This is a genomic window from Desulfitobacterium sp. LBE (assembly GCF_007830365.1).
In the GTDB taxonomy this organism is placed as follows: domain Bacteria; phylum Bacillota; class Desulfitobacteriia; order Desulfitobacteriales; family Desulfitobacteriaceae; genus Desulfitobacterium; species Desulfitobacterium hafniense.
The window spans coordinates 3,343,652-3,358,913 of sequence record NZ_VLKD01000001.1; the positions used below are offsets into that span (position 1 = coordinate 3,343,652).

Consider the following 15,262-nt stretch of genomic DNA (forward strand, 5'->3'; position numbering starts at 1 on the left):
TCCGTTCGACTTGCATGTGTTAGGCACGCCGCCAGCGTTCGTCCTGAGCCAGGATCAAACTCTCCATAAAATTTATGAAGAACATTTGATTGCTCAAATTTCTTTACTCATTTGACGAGTCATTGGCTGTTCCTTGTTGTTTAGTTTTCAAAGACCAGGGACCTTTTTTTGCTTTTGTGGCTGAGCCACATTTATAAATGATACCAGCAAACTCTCGATTTGTCAACTATCATTTATTCATTTTGTTCCTTGCAAAGCGTTGTTGTCTTGCGGAACATTTGATACTATATCACAGTCAACTTGCTCTTCTCAATCATTAAAATCGACCTTATTCTTACGTATTCTCTGTTCACACCATCTTTATCTCGCAATACCTCCCTATATTGCCTGATTTCGTAAAGTTCAATTGTCTTTATTCATTATTTAGTCAAGGTCTTATCTTGGCAAGCTTTCATTAATTCATAGGGCGCAGAATAGCAGAATAAAGGAAAGGGAGACGATGCTCGTTATACATTCGTCTCCCTAGTGTAGACCAGGCAAATTCATATCCTTATTTATTAATCGTCTTCTCTGGGCCGCATCGTGGGGAAAAGGATGACGTCCCGGATGGACGCTGAATCGGTCAAAAGCATCACCAAGCGGTCGATACCGATTCCTAATCCCCCTGTAGGCGGAAGACCGTACTCCAAAGCCTGGACGAAGTCTTCATCCATCATATGGGCTTCATCGTCACCTTTATCCCGCTCAGCCACTTGAGCTTCGAAACGCTGTCTTTGATCGATAGGATCATTTAATTCCGAAAAAGCATTCCCTAATTCTCTGCCATAAGCAAAAGCTTCAAAACGATCCGTATATTCAGGATGTTCAGCATTTCTCTTAGCTAGAGGGGAAATCTCTACCGGATGACCGATAACAAACGTCGGTTGGATGAGATTGGGCTCGACAAACTCTTCAAAAAATTCGTTAATGATCTTGCCACGAGAGCTTCCCGGTTCGACCTTAAGGCCCTTTTCCTTAGCGGCCTGTTGTGCTTCTTCATCTGTATGAATCTGACTGAAATCCACTCCACCATATTCTAAGATGCCTTCGAGCATGGGCAGGCGGCGCCAAGGTGTTTTAAAATCAATCATTTGACCTTGATAGGTTACTTCGGTGGTTCCATGAACTTCTTTGGCGATGGCGGAGATCATGTTCTCGGTGAGTTCCATGATATCCTCAAAGTTTGCGTAGGCCTGATAGAGCTCCATCATCGTGAACTCCGGATTATGCTTAATGGAAATCCCTTCATTGCGGAAGTTTCTTCCTATCTCAAATACTTTATCAAAGCCTCCGACAATTAATCGCTTTAAAGGAAGCTCCAGGGCAATGCGCAAATAAAGATCCATATCTAAAGTGTTGTGATGGGTGATAAAGGGGCGGGCAGCAGCCCCACCCGGAATCGTATGGAGAGTAGGCGTCTCCACTTCCAGGAAGCCTTGACCTTCCAGGAAGTTTCTCATGGAGCGGATAATCTTACTTCTCATAACAAAGACATTGCGGACTTCCGGGTTCATAATCAGATCCACGTACCGTTGACGATAGCGGAGTTCAACATTAGTTAAGCCATGAAATTTCTCCGGCAAAGGGCGCATTGATTTGGATAAAATCTGAACCTCATTGGCATGCACGGAGATTTCTCCCCGCCGTGTCCGGAACACGGTACCTTTAATGCCAACGATGTCACCAATATCAAACTTAGAAATCAGCTCAAACCAGTCTTCGCCCACATCATCCTTACGGATATAAGCTTGGATCTGGCCGCTGAAATCCTGTATATGGGTAAATACCACTTTACCCTGGTCTCTTTTGGACATCATGCGACCGGCAATCTTGACCTCTTGACCCTCAAGGGTATCAAATCCATCCAGAATCTCTTGGGCCATATGAGTTCTCTGATAGCGATCCGCATAAGGCTCTACCCCATTTTCTCTTAACTGAGCCAGCTTGTCCAGGCGAACCCGCCAGAGATCATTCATTTCATCCATTAATCATACCTCCAACCGTAATTCCTTTAACAATTTTACCAAAACTCTATGACATTAAACAACAGCCTTAGTCAAAAAGTTCTAGATAATAGAGATCCAAAGGTACTTTATTACACTTTCATCGTTAAACAAAGTGTCGGCAAGAATTTCTTGCCGACCTTTTGTCAGGATACCTGAGTCATTTTAATTTAATTATCGAATATCCACAATCTCATAGTACAGAATACCCGCGGGAACATTGATTTCTACCACGGTGCCTTTAGGCTGTCCCAGGACCGCTTTTCCTACAGGAGATTCATTGGAAATCTTGTTGGAGCCTGGATCCGCTTCAGCAGAGCCGACGATTGTATATTCCTCTTCCTCACCAAACTCTTTGTCTTTCAGAATAACTGTGGTCCCGAGAGCGACGACTTCGCTGCCCTCTAAATCATCAATAACCCGAGCATTCCTTAACATCTTTTCCAACGTAATAATACGGCCTTCAATAAAAGCTTGCTCATTTTTGGCGTCATCATACTCTGAGTTTTCGCTGATATCTCCAAACTCAATGGCCTGTTTGATGCGTTCAGCCACTTCCCGACGCTTTACCGTCTTCAGAGTTTCTAATTCATCTTCTAATCTCTTCAATCCTTCGATGGTCAGAATTACTTCCTTTTCGGCCATTCAATATCGCTCCCTTTTCTCATCCTACGCATGGCGCTTTTTCCGCGCTTCATTTAAATTAGGGCTTTACTGCCATAATATGTAAACCCCGCTATTTGCATTACTCGTATTATATGTTCACTTCAAAATAATGTCAAGGATTCCGTGATGTACCTATCATACGAATACGCTCTAATATTCTTCCTGAAACATTTAAGGTTATGCATTTTCCTGCAAAATCCTTCGGAATAGATTCTTCATTTCCAGGGGGGTTTTTGTCTGCATAATATAATCCCGCATCTGCGCAGCATTGCGAATCCCTTTAATATACCAGACGGCATGCTTACGCATTTCGTTAAGGCCGATGCGTTCTCCTTTATAATTCAGCACTCGCTCAAAATGTTCTGTGGCCACTTTGAGCCTCTGCTCTAAAGATGGTTCCTCAAGCAGCACACCCTTATTCAAAAAAACATTAATTTGTGGAATCAGCCAGGGGTTGCCAAGGCTTCCCCGACCCACCATAACTCCATCGCAGCCTGTTGCTTCGAGAACTGTTTTGGCTTCTTGAGGGGAAAAGATATCCCCATTGGCTATTACCGGAATGCTTACTCCCTCTTTAACTTTCTTTATCCAATCCCGATTGGCAGTACCTGCGTAAAATTGCTCCCGGGTCCGCCCATGGACACTGACCATCTGGACGCCTACAGCTTCCACCCGCTTGGCCAGCTCAGGAGCAACGATTCTTTCTGCAGTCCAGCCAAGGCGCATTTTGACCGTCACCGGAACCTCCACTGCCTTCACAACAGCTTCAGCAATGCGCTGCGCTAAGGGAAGGTCCTGCAGCAATGCCGAACCTTCCCCGTTTTTGACAATTTTAGGTGTTGGACACCCCATATTGATATCAATGATCTCGGCATCCCGCTCCACAGCCAAGGCTGCTGCCTTGGCCATGACTTCAGGCTCTGAGCCAAAGAGCTGAACAATGCGCGGGGAAGCTTCCCCGGAAAGATCCAACATTTCCAGGGTTCTTGAGTTCATATAGGTCAATGCCTTATCGCTGATCATCTCTGTCCAGACATGCAGCCCTCCTACGGAGCGGACCGTCTCCCGAAAGGCTTTGTCCGTAACACCGGCCATAGGGGCGAGAAAAACAGGGATGCCCAGCTCAAATTTTTCTAAAAGCATAGCTCTCCTATCCACCCATCAGGGCTGCTGGTTGGAATTTCTTTCATAAATCAATAATAAACCTTCTAAGGTCAAAAAGGGATCGACTGTTTCAATCTCCTGAGAATCCTCTTGGATCAATTCCGCCAAACCACCTGTGGCAATGACGCGAGTGTCCCGCCCTAACTCCTGCTTCATCAAGGCCACAATCCGATCCACCTGTCCGGTATAGCCATAGTATATCCCGGATTGCATCCCCGCTACCGTATTTTTGGCGATGATGCTTTTCGGTTTAACGATTCCAATGCGGGGCAGCTTAGAAGCTCGTTGGAACAAAGCTTCCGTAGAAATCCCGACTCCCGGAGCAATGGCTCCGCCCAGATACTCCCCCCGCTTGGATATAGCGCAGAAGGTGGTGGCCGTGCCGAAATCGACAATGACTAAGGGGCCGCCATATTTATGATAAGCTGCCACCGCATTGACAATGCGATCCGCTCCCACCTCACGGGGATTATCATAGACGATGGGCATCCCGGTCTTTACCCCCGGTCCGATGACTAAAGGCTCCACATCAAAATACTTGCGAGCCAGTGATTCAAGGGTAGGCATGACCGGAGGAACTACGGAGGACATTACTACGGCTTTAATCCGGGACATATCGAGGCCATTAAGATCAAAAAGGTTTTTAATAATCACTGCATACTCATCCACTGTACGGGATTTATCCGTAGAAATCCGCCAATGGTAAATCAAATCTTTTTGCTCATATACACCAAGGACAATGTTGGTGTTTCCCACATCAAATACAAGAATCATGGTTATTTCTCCTTAGTTAAACAATTCCGTCTTGCGGCGATTGTTGCTGGATATATTACTCCGGACTATACTGCTCCCCCGCTCTGAGGCTTACTTCTCCTGAAGAAAAGGTCATCTCCTGCCCCTCCAGATCAAGGATAAGTTCCCCGTCTTCCCGGATTCCCTTAAAAATTCCTGCATAGACCGTCCCTGCTCTTTCTACCCGCACAGGCTGGTTGATTCCTACCGCAAAAGAGGTCCAGCGTTGGATAAGGCCCTGGACATCACCTTGCTCTAAAGACTGGACTTCCTTTTCCAGATTAAAAAGCAACTGAGCTGCCAGGTGATTCAGATTGACCTCATAGCCCAGAATGTCCCGCAAGGTTGTCGCCGGCAGCTTAGAGTTAAGGTTCTGGCCGGAAAAGTTAGCATTGACCCCAATGCCCAGGATAAGCGTTTGCACCGTATTCCACTCTCCGGCTACTTCGCCAAGGATTCCGGCAATCTTTCTTCCTTGAACCACCACATCATTAGGCCATTTAATCCCCACTGCCAACCCATAAAGATCCTGCAGGGTTTGAGCTAAAGCCACCCCTGTGCTCAGAGTGAGCTTCGCCGCATCCCCCAGGCTCAGCCTGGGTTTAAGCAACAGACTCAGCCAAAGCCCTCCCTCCGGAGACTCCCAAGCCCTCTGCATCCGCCCATGGCCTGTCGTCTGACGCCTGGCGATAACTACCGTCCCATGCTCTCCCCCTTGACGCACCATATCCTTGAGGAGATCGTTGGTGGAGGACAATTCTGCAAAGAAAAAAAGCTGCCTGCCCAGGGCCTGGGTCCTGAGCTCCTGCTGCAGAGCCCATAGGTCTAAGGCACAAGGTGTCCCGACCAGGCGATACCCTTTCCTGGTCTGGCCCTCTATCTCATAGCCCGCTTCCTTCAGCCCCTGAATCTGCTTCCAGACCGCCGCCCGGGTAATGCTAAGGGCTTGGCTGAGGCTCTCACCTGAGACAAATTCTCCTTGTTGGTTCTTTAACACATCCAGAATCTTATTTCGCACAGTTCTCTCCCTTTTCCCAGCGCTCTTTGGTTAAAGCTTTAATATCTCCGATATCCAGGGAAAAGTCCATAGCCTGCACAGAATGGGTAATGGCTCCCATGGAGATAACATCCACCCCGGTTTCGGCCACGGCACGCAGGTCGCCTTTCCTGATACCGCCGGAGGCTTCCACCACAGCCCTGCCCTGAACCATCTCCACGGCTTTGCCCATGGTTTCTAAATTCATATTATCCAGCATAATAACTTCAGCACCGGCTGCGACTGCTTCTTGCACCTGCTCAAGGTTCTCACATTCCACTTCAATCTTAACCATATGTCCGATCCGGCTGCGGGCAGCTGCTACTGCAGGGCGGATGCCTCCGGCTGCGGCAATATGATTATCCTTTAACATGACGGCATCATACAAGCCAAAGCGATGGTTCTGCCCGCCACCCATAGCTACGGCATATTTTTGCAGCATTCTTAAGCCCGGTATGGTTTTGCGGGTATCTGTAATGCGTGTGGGCAGTCCATAGCATTCCGTTACCGCCTCAAAGGTCGCCGTAGCCACCCCGGAAAGATGCTGCAAAAAGTTCAAAGCAGTACGCTCCGCACTCAAAATGGAGCAAACTGCACCAGTGATCTCCATAACCACAGTTCCCCGCTCAACCAGCTCCCCGTCTGCTTTGCTGATAGAAACTTCAAGTTCAGGATCCACTGTCTTAAAGACCTGCTTCGTGATCTCCAAGCCACAAGCGATGCCCTTTTGCTTGGCATAGATTTTAGCATGAGTCTTAGCTGTTTTGGGGAAAATAGCAGAACTTAAATCCCCTGTTCCCAAATCTTCCTGTAAAGCTCGTTCAATCAACTCTTGATACTGGAATGGTGCAAACATCACCGGTCCCCCTTGCTTGAATGGAATGTTTCAAATCCCTGGCATTGATTTCAGGATAGTCCGAACGGTAATGCCCTCCGCGGCTCTCTTCACGGGCCAAGGCCGCCCGGGCTACGCAATAGCCGGCGGTCAGAAGGTTTTTCAATTCTAACTGTGGGATTTCCTTTTCGGGTATAAAAGCGCTATCCCAGCTCCCTATAAGCTTAATGGCCTTCTTCAGGCCTTCTTCTTCCCGGATGATCCCCACATACTCCCACATCAATTCCTGCAGTTCCTCACGTTTAAGGGGGATCTGCTCCTGACCGGCCTCCGGGAGCTTTTCATCCTTTTCGGCATATATATCACGGGGCTGAGGGTTAGAAGAGCCTTTAGCGCGGGCCGTGTTCACAATATCTTCCACGATACGCCCCCCAAAGACGAGCCCATCCAGCAGAGAGTTGCTGGCCAATCGGTTCGCTCCATGAACACCATTGCAGGCGCATTCCCCACTGGCGTAAAGATTGGGGAGGCTTGTCCTTCCCCTTTCATCCGTGCGGACTCCGCCCATCATATAATGAGCAGCGGGAGCTACAGGAAGCCGCTCCTCCAGGACATTGATCCCATAGTCCAGGCAGGTCTGATAAATCATCGGGAAACGCCGGGGCACTTTTGCTACACCGATGGGCCGGAAATCCAAGGTTACCTCACCCTTAGCCTGCTCCCGCCAAATCCCCCGTGCTACCACGTCCCGGGGTGCCAGCTCTTTGCCGGGAACATCCTGCATAAACCGTTCTCCCTGAGCATTGAGAAGCTGAGCTCCCTCCCCCCGGACAGCTTCTGAGATTAAAAACCGCGGTGCTCCCGGAATAAACAGAGCCGTAGGGTGAAATTGGACAAACTCCATATCCATCAATTGGGCTCCTGCCCGATATGCCGCCGCTATACCATCCCCTGTGGCCACTTCAGGGTTAGTCGTATAACAGTAGAGCTGACCTAATCCTCCTGTAGCCAAAACGACAGCTTGGGCCAGATAAATCTCCAGCTCATGAGTCAGCTCATTGAGGCTGAGCGCCCCGATGACCTCTCCCTTTGAGTTTTTTAAGAGATCCAGCAGGAATTGCTCTTCTTTGACAAGGATTCGCTCTTCCCCAAGGGCTTGAGCGATCAGGGTCCGTTCGATTTCCTCCCCTGTGGCATCTCCATTGGCGTGGAGAACTCTTCTGCGGCTGTGGGCGGCCTCCTGAGTAAAAGCCAGTTTCCCGTTCTTCCGATCAAAATGGGCTCCCATCCGAATCAGCTCCTCGACCCGCAGGGGACCATCTTCAACTAAAGCCCGGACAGAATCGGATTCACATAAACCTGCACCTGCATAGAGAGTATCCTCGTAATGCAAAGAGGGAGAATCCTCTTGATCCAAGGCTACAGCGATACCCCCTTGAGCATGTTTCGTGTTGCTCTCCGGAATTCCTTTCTTGGTCAGTACAGTGACCTCAAAATACTCGCTGGCCTTAAGAGCCGTGTACAAACCTGCTATTCCGCTCCCCAGAACCAACACGCCTGTCGAATAAATACGACATTCCTCAAAGCGCCAAGGCACCAAATATCTTCTCACTGTTATCCTCCTACCCCTATCCTACCCGTACTATTTTTTTCTTTATTCTATTGCTCCCTGAGCCCTCTGTCCATTCTTTTAATTCAATCATCCCATACTACCGTTGTTCGCTCTTCTGCGTCCCAGCCGTTAAGCTTTTTAACCAAGTCTTAGGGATGCTAAGACTGCTGCCCGTGTATCTCCTCATGGGCTATCTTCACCGGGTTATTCCCTTCATCAACAAAGATGACCTTTGGTTCATAGGTTCGGGCTGCCTCATCGGTGAAAATTCCATAGGCAATAATAATCACTTCATCCCCCACTTGAACTAAGCGGGCCGCAGCTCCATTGAGACATACAGTACGCTCCCCCCGCTTTCCAGGAATAACGTAAGTCTCCAAACGGGCTCCGTTATTGTTATTAACGACCTGTACTTTTTCATTAGGAAGGATATCCGCCACCTCTAAGAGTTCTTCATCAATGGTAATGCTTCCTACATATTTAAGGTTGGCTTCAGTAACTGTGGCCCGGTGAATCTTGGACTTCATCATCGTTCGGAACATTTACATCCCCTCCAAAACTTTATTGTCAATCAGACGGGTGGAACCAAAGCGCACAGCTAAGGCGATGAAAATCTTGCCTTCAATCTGTTCCACCCTGTGCAGGTTCTCCGCCGAACGGATCTCAACATAATCAATTTCTCCGGAGCTTTCGTTTCTAATCAATTCCTTGATTCGTTCTTTGATAGTCAGAGCAGAACGTTCTCCCTGGCGAAACCAATTCTCCGCCTCCCCAAGGCTCCTTTGCAGCACCAGCGCCTCTGCCCGTTGCTCAGGGCTTAAGTAAATGTTTCGCGAACTCAAGGCCAGTCCATCTTCCTCTCTGACAATCGGCACCCCGATGACTTCAATAGGGAAGTTCAGATCCTTCACCATTTGGCAGATGATTAAATACTGCTGATAATCTTTTTGACCGAAATAGGCACGATCCGGCTGTACAATATGGAAAAGCTTGCTGACCACCGTCGTCACACCCCGGAAATGCCCCGGCCGGGAAGCCCCGCACAGACTGTCACCCAGCTCATCCACCTCCACATGAGTGAGGTTCTTGGCTGGATACATTTCCTCCACTTCAGGATTAAAAATCAAGTCTACCCCGGCCCCTTCGGCTTTCTTAGCATCCCGCTCCAAATCCCGGGGATAACGGGCAAAATCTTCATTAGGGCCAAATTGCAGCGGATTAACAAAAATGCTCATCACCACAAAGGCACCGCTCTTCCGGGCCTCTTCCACCAAAGTCAAATGCCCTTCATGGAGATACCCCATGGTGGGTACTAAGGCTATGCTTCTTCCCTGACCTCGTTGTTCTTTGACGATGTCCCGAACTGCAGAGATTTTTTTACAGATAATCATAATTCATTCGTCCCTTTCACCATCAGACTATTCATTTCTTCCCACACTTCTTTTGCATAAGCTCCCCCGTTTAACTCCATCTTTTTTTGCCCGATGTCCAGGGTATATAGGCCTAAAGCCCGGTATACGGGATCGATCTTTGCCGGCATGTGCTCCAGATGCCCCCGAATCACATCCACATCCCCGCGGGCTATGGGGCCGGTAAGTGCCTGAGGAAGCCCCACATTTTCCAGATTCTGCAGAGCGCCTTTCATGAGTGGCAGCAAGCTTTCCAGCGCTTCCTGATTAGTAATGCCCGCTTCTTCAAATAATTGAACGGCCAAACCCACCAGGGTCACCAGGTAATTGGAAGCCACCACGGCCCCGGCATGGTAAAGGGGCTTTTGCTGAGGATCCAGCTGGTGCGGGATGCCTCCTAACTGAGTGACAATTGCTAAACCAATGTCTTCCCTATCCCCTTCAATACCGAAGTGAGTTCCCGGAATAAGCTCCACGGCCTGGTCAATCCCTGCAAAAGCTTGTAAAGGGTGAAGGGATAGATAATTTATCGGTAAATCCTTATCCACTTGCATAACCCGGGAGCTTACCGAACCTGAGCAATGAATCCAGGTTTGCCCTTCTTTATAGAGACCTCTCCGGGTCAATTCTTCAGCAGCTGCACGAATCATGCAGTCCTGTGTCGTAATAAACAAAAGATCTGCTTCAGGGAGCCACTCCTCCAGCGGGCGTCTCTCCCCATGATGAAGATAGGTACAAAACCGCTCATAAGATCGCCGGCTGCGTGAATGTACCCCCACCAAATGGTGTCCCGCCTGTCTCAGCCGAATAGCGATAGCCGTCCCAACGATTCCTGCTCCGATGATTCCGAAATTCATGTTAACCTCTCCTAACCCGCAAAGCTCCTGCCCCCTGATCATGTAAAAAAGCACCCCACAAACGTGAAGGTGCTCTGCTATGCTCTGCTTTCCTTCTCCGTCTCGGTCATAATGATCCAAGCGGTACTCTCAAAAGCCAATTCAATTTTGTTTTTCTATAATTTTAAACCAAGGTTCCTTATGGCCTGAACGATCTTTCTCCAGTACAACTCCTTTAGATATTGTCTGGTTTATTTAGATTCCAGTCGCCATACCTCTCCATCTCCACAAACTTCTGTAACCTTTTTTCCTGAAGGAAGGATATAGTGTGGAGCTATTTCCCGTAAGGGTGCCAGAACAAACTCCCGCTCTTCCATGCGGGGATGAGGGAGAATAAGCCGTTCGTCCTCCCATACCTTATTATCATAATTTAGGAGGTCAATGTCAATGGTTCTTGGCCCCCAACGAATAAGTCTTTCTCTCCCGAGGGATTTTTCAACCTCTTGACACAGATTCAACAGGTCCAGAGGCGCTAATGAGGTCTCAATCTCCAGCACTTGATTCCAGAAATCCGGTTGATCCACATTGCCCCAGGGCTTTGTTTCATACGTGCCGGACTTTTTGATGATCTTAACATCCGGGTGTTCCGCCAGCCTTTGACAGCTCTGCTGCAAATAATGCCCCCGGTCCCCCAGATTGCTGCCAATACTCAAATACGCTTTCACCGTTTTTTCTCCCGATAGATCTCGACAAAGGCTTCATCAAAAATCCCCGGAATGGGGGCTTGAGGCTTATGAATGACAACACGCACTCCTTCACAGGGAAATTCACCAAGAACATCTTCGGCAATCCGCTCCGCCAATCGTTCAATAAGCTGGTATTTTTCCCTCTTGACAATGGTTTTGATCCGAGCATACACCTCAGCATAATTGATAGTATCCTCCACCTGATCGGATTTCCCAGCTTTGCTTAAATCGGCATAGAGATCAATATCGACGATAAAGGTTTGTCCGAGGATTTTTTCCTCACGGAGCATTCCATGATAAGCAAAAAATTTTAACCCCCGTAAGGCGATTCGATCACGATCCACTAAAGTTCTCCCCTCTCTTGCGGCGATAGATGGCATCAGCCATCTGAACCGCTCTCTTATTGGCTTGGACATCATGAACCCGAAGAATATCCACCCCGGCGGCCACGCCTACCACGCTGGTAGCCAGGGTTCCTTCCAACCGTTCCTCCGTGGGGAGGTTCAGGGTTTGACCGATCATGGATTTCCGTGAGGTCCCCAAAAGGATAGGACGGCCTAAAGAGCGGAATTCTTCCAGACGGCTCATGATTTCCAGATCGATATCCAGACTTTTGCCGAAGGCTGTTCCGCCAATGCCCGGATCGATGATGATCTGATCACCTGCTAATCCCTGTTCCTCGGCAAGATGAATGCTCTTTTTCAGGTAAGCCATTATATCCCCCATGAGGTGATGGTAGTTGCTTCCCTCTTGATTATGCATGACAATCACCGGTGCCTGAGCTCTCCCCACGACCTCTGCCATTCTGGGGTCTTTTTGCAATCCCCAGACATCATTAATCATATGTACCCCGGCAGCCAATGCCCTCTCTGCCACATCTGCTTTATAAGTATCCACCGAAATGGGAACAGCAATCCGTGGCAACAAAGCCTTAAGGACAGCCTCCAGACGCTCCCATTCCTCTTCGGCACTGACCGGCTCGTGATTGATGCGGGTGGACTCTGCTCCGATGTCCAAAATATCCGCCCCTTGTTCAACCAAGACCTCCGCTTGCTTTAGGGCACGCTCCAAAGTATTGAATTTTCCGCCATCGGAAAAGGAATCCGGAGTAAGGTTGAGTATCCCCATGATCAGGGTGCGTTCACCCAACACAATATCCTTCCCACGACAGGGGAGAACTCTTTGCTTAGGAGGTTCCAGAGCGTCCAGAAGACCCTTTAAGCTTTTACCCAAATCCTTTAAACCAAAGGGTTGAGCCGCCAGCTTTTGACTGAGCCGGCGAAAATGTTTTGCTGTTCCCACCAGCAAAATATCCGAGGCTTCAATCTTATTGACAATAACATTGCGATGAACCGCCGCGTCCCCTCCCAGAGATAGCATTTCCTGCTTAATGATATGAGCGGCAGGCAAAGGCACATTCTCCAGCTTGAGAGCTCTGCCGATGGGTTTGCCAACCATATGAGCAATTCCTCCCGGGTCGGAGCCAATTTGCTGCATCGCTTTTTTTGCTTCTGTTTCGTTATTGAGGCTGATCCAGCGCGGGGAATAATCTTTCATACTTATCTGACCTCCTTGTGGAACCTTAACTTTAGATTAGAATGTCCTCCATTGCTTTTGTATATTTATAACAGGTAGCCTTACTGGAGCAGCTTTGGCAATCCCTCGCCCAATCATCAGCTAAAGCTAAGGCTTGCCCAAGGATACTGCTTGTCTGGTCCGGAGGGAGACGATGTTCTGAAATCCCGAGGACGATCTTCTCCATCTCCGCCTCTGTGAATCCGCAATCCTTGAGAATCGGTCTTGCCAACCGGGCTCCTGCCAGGGCATGATCCTCTTGGTTCTCATACTCTACCCACCGGCCAATATCGTGCAAAATTCCCGCCGCATAGATGCTTTCTTTCCCTAGGCCATAGCTCTCTTCCAACCTGACGCTTGCCTTATTTGTCCCGGTACCAGGAAGGCTGTCTCTGTCTTCTATGTATTTCTCCAAAAGATAGAGATAAGCAATTCTCGCTACTGCGAGGCCATGATCAGAGCCATGGCGGCAGTATATCCGTTTTTGTTCAGCTTGCTTATTTTTCTCAGTAAATTCTTCATAATTGCGATGCTGTAGAATCCGATTTACCCGAGGCATAGGTATCATCCCGGCTGCTCCTCCTGTCCCAGACTATTTTCTCTGACCTTAGCTCATTTTCTAATCTGATTATACCTTTCCCGCTTCCACTGTAAAACATTAAAAGGTCCTAACGAAAATAAGCCCCAGAAAATTTCTTTCTGGGGCAAAGCCAGACGACCTGTTTTAGAAGAGGCCGGTAATGCGCCCTGCAGCGTCAATATCCATTCTTAAAGCAGCCGGGCGTTTGGGAAGTCCGGGCATGGTCATAATAGCACCGGTGATGGCTACCAGGAATCCGGCGCCGGCAGATAAGCGGAGTTCACGGACCGTAATGGTAAAGCCCGATGGGCGGCCCAGAACATTCTGATCATCGGTTAAGGAGTACTGAGTTTTAGCCATACAAATGGGCAATTGGCCATAGCCTAATTCTTCATATTTCTTCATCGAGGTTAGGGCTTCTTTGGTAAAGTTCACACCATCGGCACCATAAACCTCTTTACAAATGGTCTCGATCTTCTTGGCAATAGGCAGATCCAATTCATAAAGAACATGGAAATTGGATTCTTTATTATCAACAATATTGAGAACAGCCTTGGCCAGCTCAATACCGCCTTCGCCACCTTTAGTGAAGACTTCCGATAAGGCGAACTCGGCTCCCAGCTGACGGCAGCGTTCTGCCACAAACTCTAATTCAGCATCGGTATCGGTGGGGAAACGATTGATAGCCACCACCGCAGGAACACCAAACTTGCCGATGTTCTCGATATGCTTTTCCAGGTTAACGATACCTTTAGCCAAAGCTTCCAGGTTCTCCGGTCCCAGATCTTCCTTAGCGACTCCGCCATTCATCTTCAGAGCGCGGACAGTCGCTACAATGACCGTAGCCGCCGGCTTCAGCTCTGCGAAGCGGCATTTCAGATCGTAGAATTTCTCAGCGCCGAGATCAGCGCCGAATCCGGCTTCGGTAATGACATAGTCAGCAAGCTTCATGGCCATTCTGGTAGCCACGACGCTGTTACAGCCGTGAGCAATATTAGCAAAAGGACCGCCATGAATAAATACAGGAGTGTTCTCCAGGGTTTGAACTAAATTGGGCTTAATGGCATCCTTCATGAGCAGAGCCATCGCACCTTCAGCTTCCAGATCATGAGCGGTAATCGCCTTACCGTCATAAGTGTAAGCCACCACAATCCGACCGAAGCGTTCTTTCAGATCCATAAGATCCTTGGCTAAGCAGAGAATCGCCATAATTTCGGAAGCCACTGTGATATCAAAACCGTTTTCCCGGGGAATTCCTTCTGTGCGGCCGCCTAAACCAATCACAATTTTGCGTAAAGCCCGGTCATTCATATCCATGACCCGACGGAATACGATTTGGCGAGGGTCGATATTCAAAAGATTGCCTTGTTGTATATGATTATCTAAAAGTGCTGCCAATAAATTATGAGTCGAAGTAATAGCGTGGAAATCACCGGTAAAGTGGAGATTGATATCCTCCATCGGCACAACTTGAGCATATCCGCCCCCGGCTGCTCCACCCTTAACACCAAAGCAAGGACCCAGGGAAGGTTCACGCAAGGCAATCATGGCGTTTTTGCCAATCTTGGACATAGCTTGTCCTAAGCCAACGGTCGTCGTGGTTTTTCCTTCACCGGCAGGGGTAGGATTAATTGCAGTCACCAGGATGAGTTTAGCATCGGGTCTATCCTTGAGGCGTTCCCAAGCACTGAAGTTGACCTTGGCTTTGTATTTGCCATAAAGCTCAATCTCATCCTCCAGCAGATCTAACCCCTGAGCAATCTCCGTAATTGGTTTCATCGTTGCCTCTTGTGCAATTTCGATATCGGTTTTCAATTAAAATTCACTCCTTTTTCCACTCTTTCGTCTCGGACTATGAAAGTCCCTTTTCCAGATCCTTGAAAGCTCCAGTCCAATTATACTAATTCGGCGAGAAGAGAAGATTCCCTGCTTGGATTAACAATAAATTTTTTGAAAATTATAAAATCTC

15 protein-coding genes and 1 other annotated feature (1 of these 16 only partly in view) are annotated in these 15,262 nt (G+C 48.4%); all 15 genes read right to left on the bottom strand.

Annotation, left to right across the window (positions count from 1 at the left end; translation table 11 throughout):
• Positions 1-62 (bottom strand) — a sequence feature (16S ribosomal RNA rRNA prediction is too short) (it extends 620 nt beyond the left edge of the window).
• 495 nt (positions 63-557) lie between these two features.
• Positions 558-2,024 (bottom strand): lysine--tRNA ligase, encoded by a 1,467-nt coding sequence (lysS, locus tag DESLBE_RS15850; RefSeq protein WP_005809769.1) that lies wholly within the window; start codon positions 2,022-2,024, stop codon positions 558-560.
• Positions 2,025-2,216: 192 nt separating this feature from the next.
• Positions 2,217-2,687: a transcription elongation factor GreA gene (gene greA, locus DESLBE_RS15855; RefSeq protein WP_005809765.1), complete on the bottom strand. Its 471-nt coding sequence runs from the start codon at positions 2,685-2,687 to the stop codon at positions 2,217-2,219.
• Between the two features lie 198 nt (positions 2,688-2,885).
• The gene (gene dusB, locus DESLBE_RS15860; protein ID WP_144677504.1) at positions 2,886-3,851 is read right to left on the bottom strand and encodes a tRNA dihydrouridine synthase DusB; all 966 of its coding nucleotides are present in this window, start codon (positions 3,849-3,851) and stop codon (positions 2,886-2,888) included.
• Between the two features lie 18 nt (positions 3,852-3,869).
• Positions 3,870-4,646 carry a type III pantothenate kinase gene (locus DESLBE_RS15865; protein WP_144677505.1) on the bottom strand — a complete coding sequence of 259 codons (777 nt, stop codon included), beginning with the start codon at positions 4,644-4,646 and terminating at the stop codon, positions 3,870-3,872.
• A gap of 55 nt (positions 4,647-4,701) precedes the next feature.
• Entirely contained in the window at positions 4,702-5,682 is a 981-nt protein-coding gene (locus DESLBE_RS15870; RefSeq protein WP_144677507.1) for a biotin--[acetyl-CoA-carboxylase] ligase, read from the bottom strand.
• Positions 5,672-6,556, bottom strand: coding sequence for a carboxylating nicotinate-nucleotide diphosphorylase (nadC, locus tag DESLBE_RS15875; RefSeq protein ID WP_144677509.1), 885 nt, complete (start codon positions 6,554-6,556; stop codon positions 5,672-5,674). Before nadC ends, DESLBE_RS15870 begins: the two co-directional genes overlap by 11 nt.
• Positions 6,522-8,147 carry an L-aspartate oxidase gene (nadB, locus tag DESLBE_RS15880; protein WP_144677510.1) on the bottom strand — a complete coding sequence of 542 codons (1,626 nt, stop codon included), beginning with the start codon at positions 8,145-8,147 and terminating at the stop codon, positions 6,522-6,524. Before nadB ends, nadC begins: the two co-directional genes overlap by 35 nt.
• A gap of 158 nt (positions 8,148-8,305) precedes the next feature.
• Positions 8,306-8,689 carry an aspartate 1-decarboxylase gene (gene panD, locus DESLBE_RS15885; protein WP_011458949.1) on the bottom strand — a complete coding sequence of 128 codons (384 nt, stop codon included), beginning with the start codon at positions 8,687-8,689 and terminating at the stop codon, positions 8,306-8,308.
• Complete coding sequence (panC, locus tag DESLBE_RS15890; RefSeq protein WP_144677512.1) at positions 8,690-9,538, bottom strand: pantoate--beta-alanine ligase; 849 nt, start codon at positions 9,536-9,538, stop codon at positions 8,690-8,692.
• Positions 9,535-10,533, bottom strand: a complete 999-nt coding sequence (locus DESLBE_RS15895) for a Rossmann-like and DUF2520 domain-containing protein (RefSeq protein WP_005809751.1) — start codon at positions 10,531-10,533, stop codon at positions 9,535-9,537. Before DESLBE_RS15895 ends, panC begins: the two co-directional genes overlap by 4 nt.
• A gap of 110 nt (positions 10,534-10,643) precedes the next feature.
• Positions 10,644-11,117, bottom strand: coding sequence for a 2-amino-4-hydroxy-6-hydroxymethyldihydropteridine diphosphokinase (folK, locus tag DESLBE_RS15900; protein WP_005809749.1), 474 nt, complete (start codon positions 11,115-11,117; stop codon positions 10,644-10,646).
• Positions 11,114-11,482, bottom strand: a complete 369-nt coding sequence (gene folB, locus DESLBE_RS15905) for a dihydroneopterin aldolase (RefSeq protein ID WP_005809748.1) — start codon at positions 11,480-11,482, stop codon at positions 11,114-11,116. Before folB ends, folK begins: the two co-directional genes overlap by 4 nt.
• On the bottom strand, positions 11,472-12,695 hold the full coding sequence (gene folP / locus DESLBE_RS15910; RefSeq protein WP_144677514.1) for a dihydropteroate synthase: 1,224 nt from the start codon (positions 12,693-12,695) through the stop codon (positions 11,472-11,474). Before folP ends, folB begins: the two co-directional genes overlap by 11 nt.
• A 31-nt stretch (positions 12,696-12,726) precedes the next feature.
• Positions 12,727-13,281 (bottom strand): HD domain-containing protein, encoded by a 555-nt coding sequence (locus tag DESLBE_RS15915; RefSeq protein ID WP_005809745.1) that lies wholly within the window; start codon positions 13,279-13,281, stop codon positions 12,727-12,729.
• A 156-nt stretch (positions 13,282-13,437) separates the two neighbouring features.
• The gene (locus DESLBE_RS15920; protein ID WP_144677517.1) at positions 13,438-15,108 is read right to left on the bottom strand and encodes a formate--tetrahydrofolate ligase; all 1,671 of its coding nucleotides are present in this window, start codon (positions 15,106-15,108) and stop codon (positions 13,438-13,440) included.
• Positions 15,109-15,262: the final 154 nt, after the last annotated feature.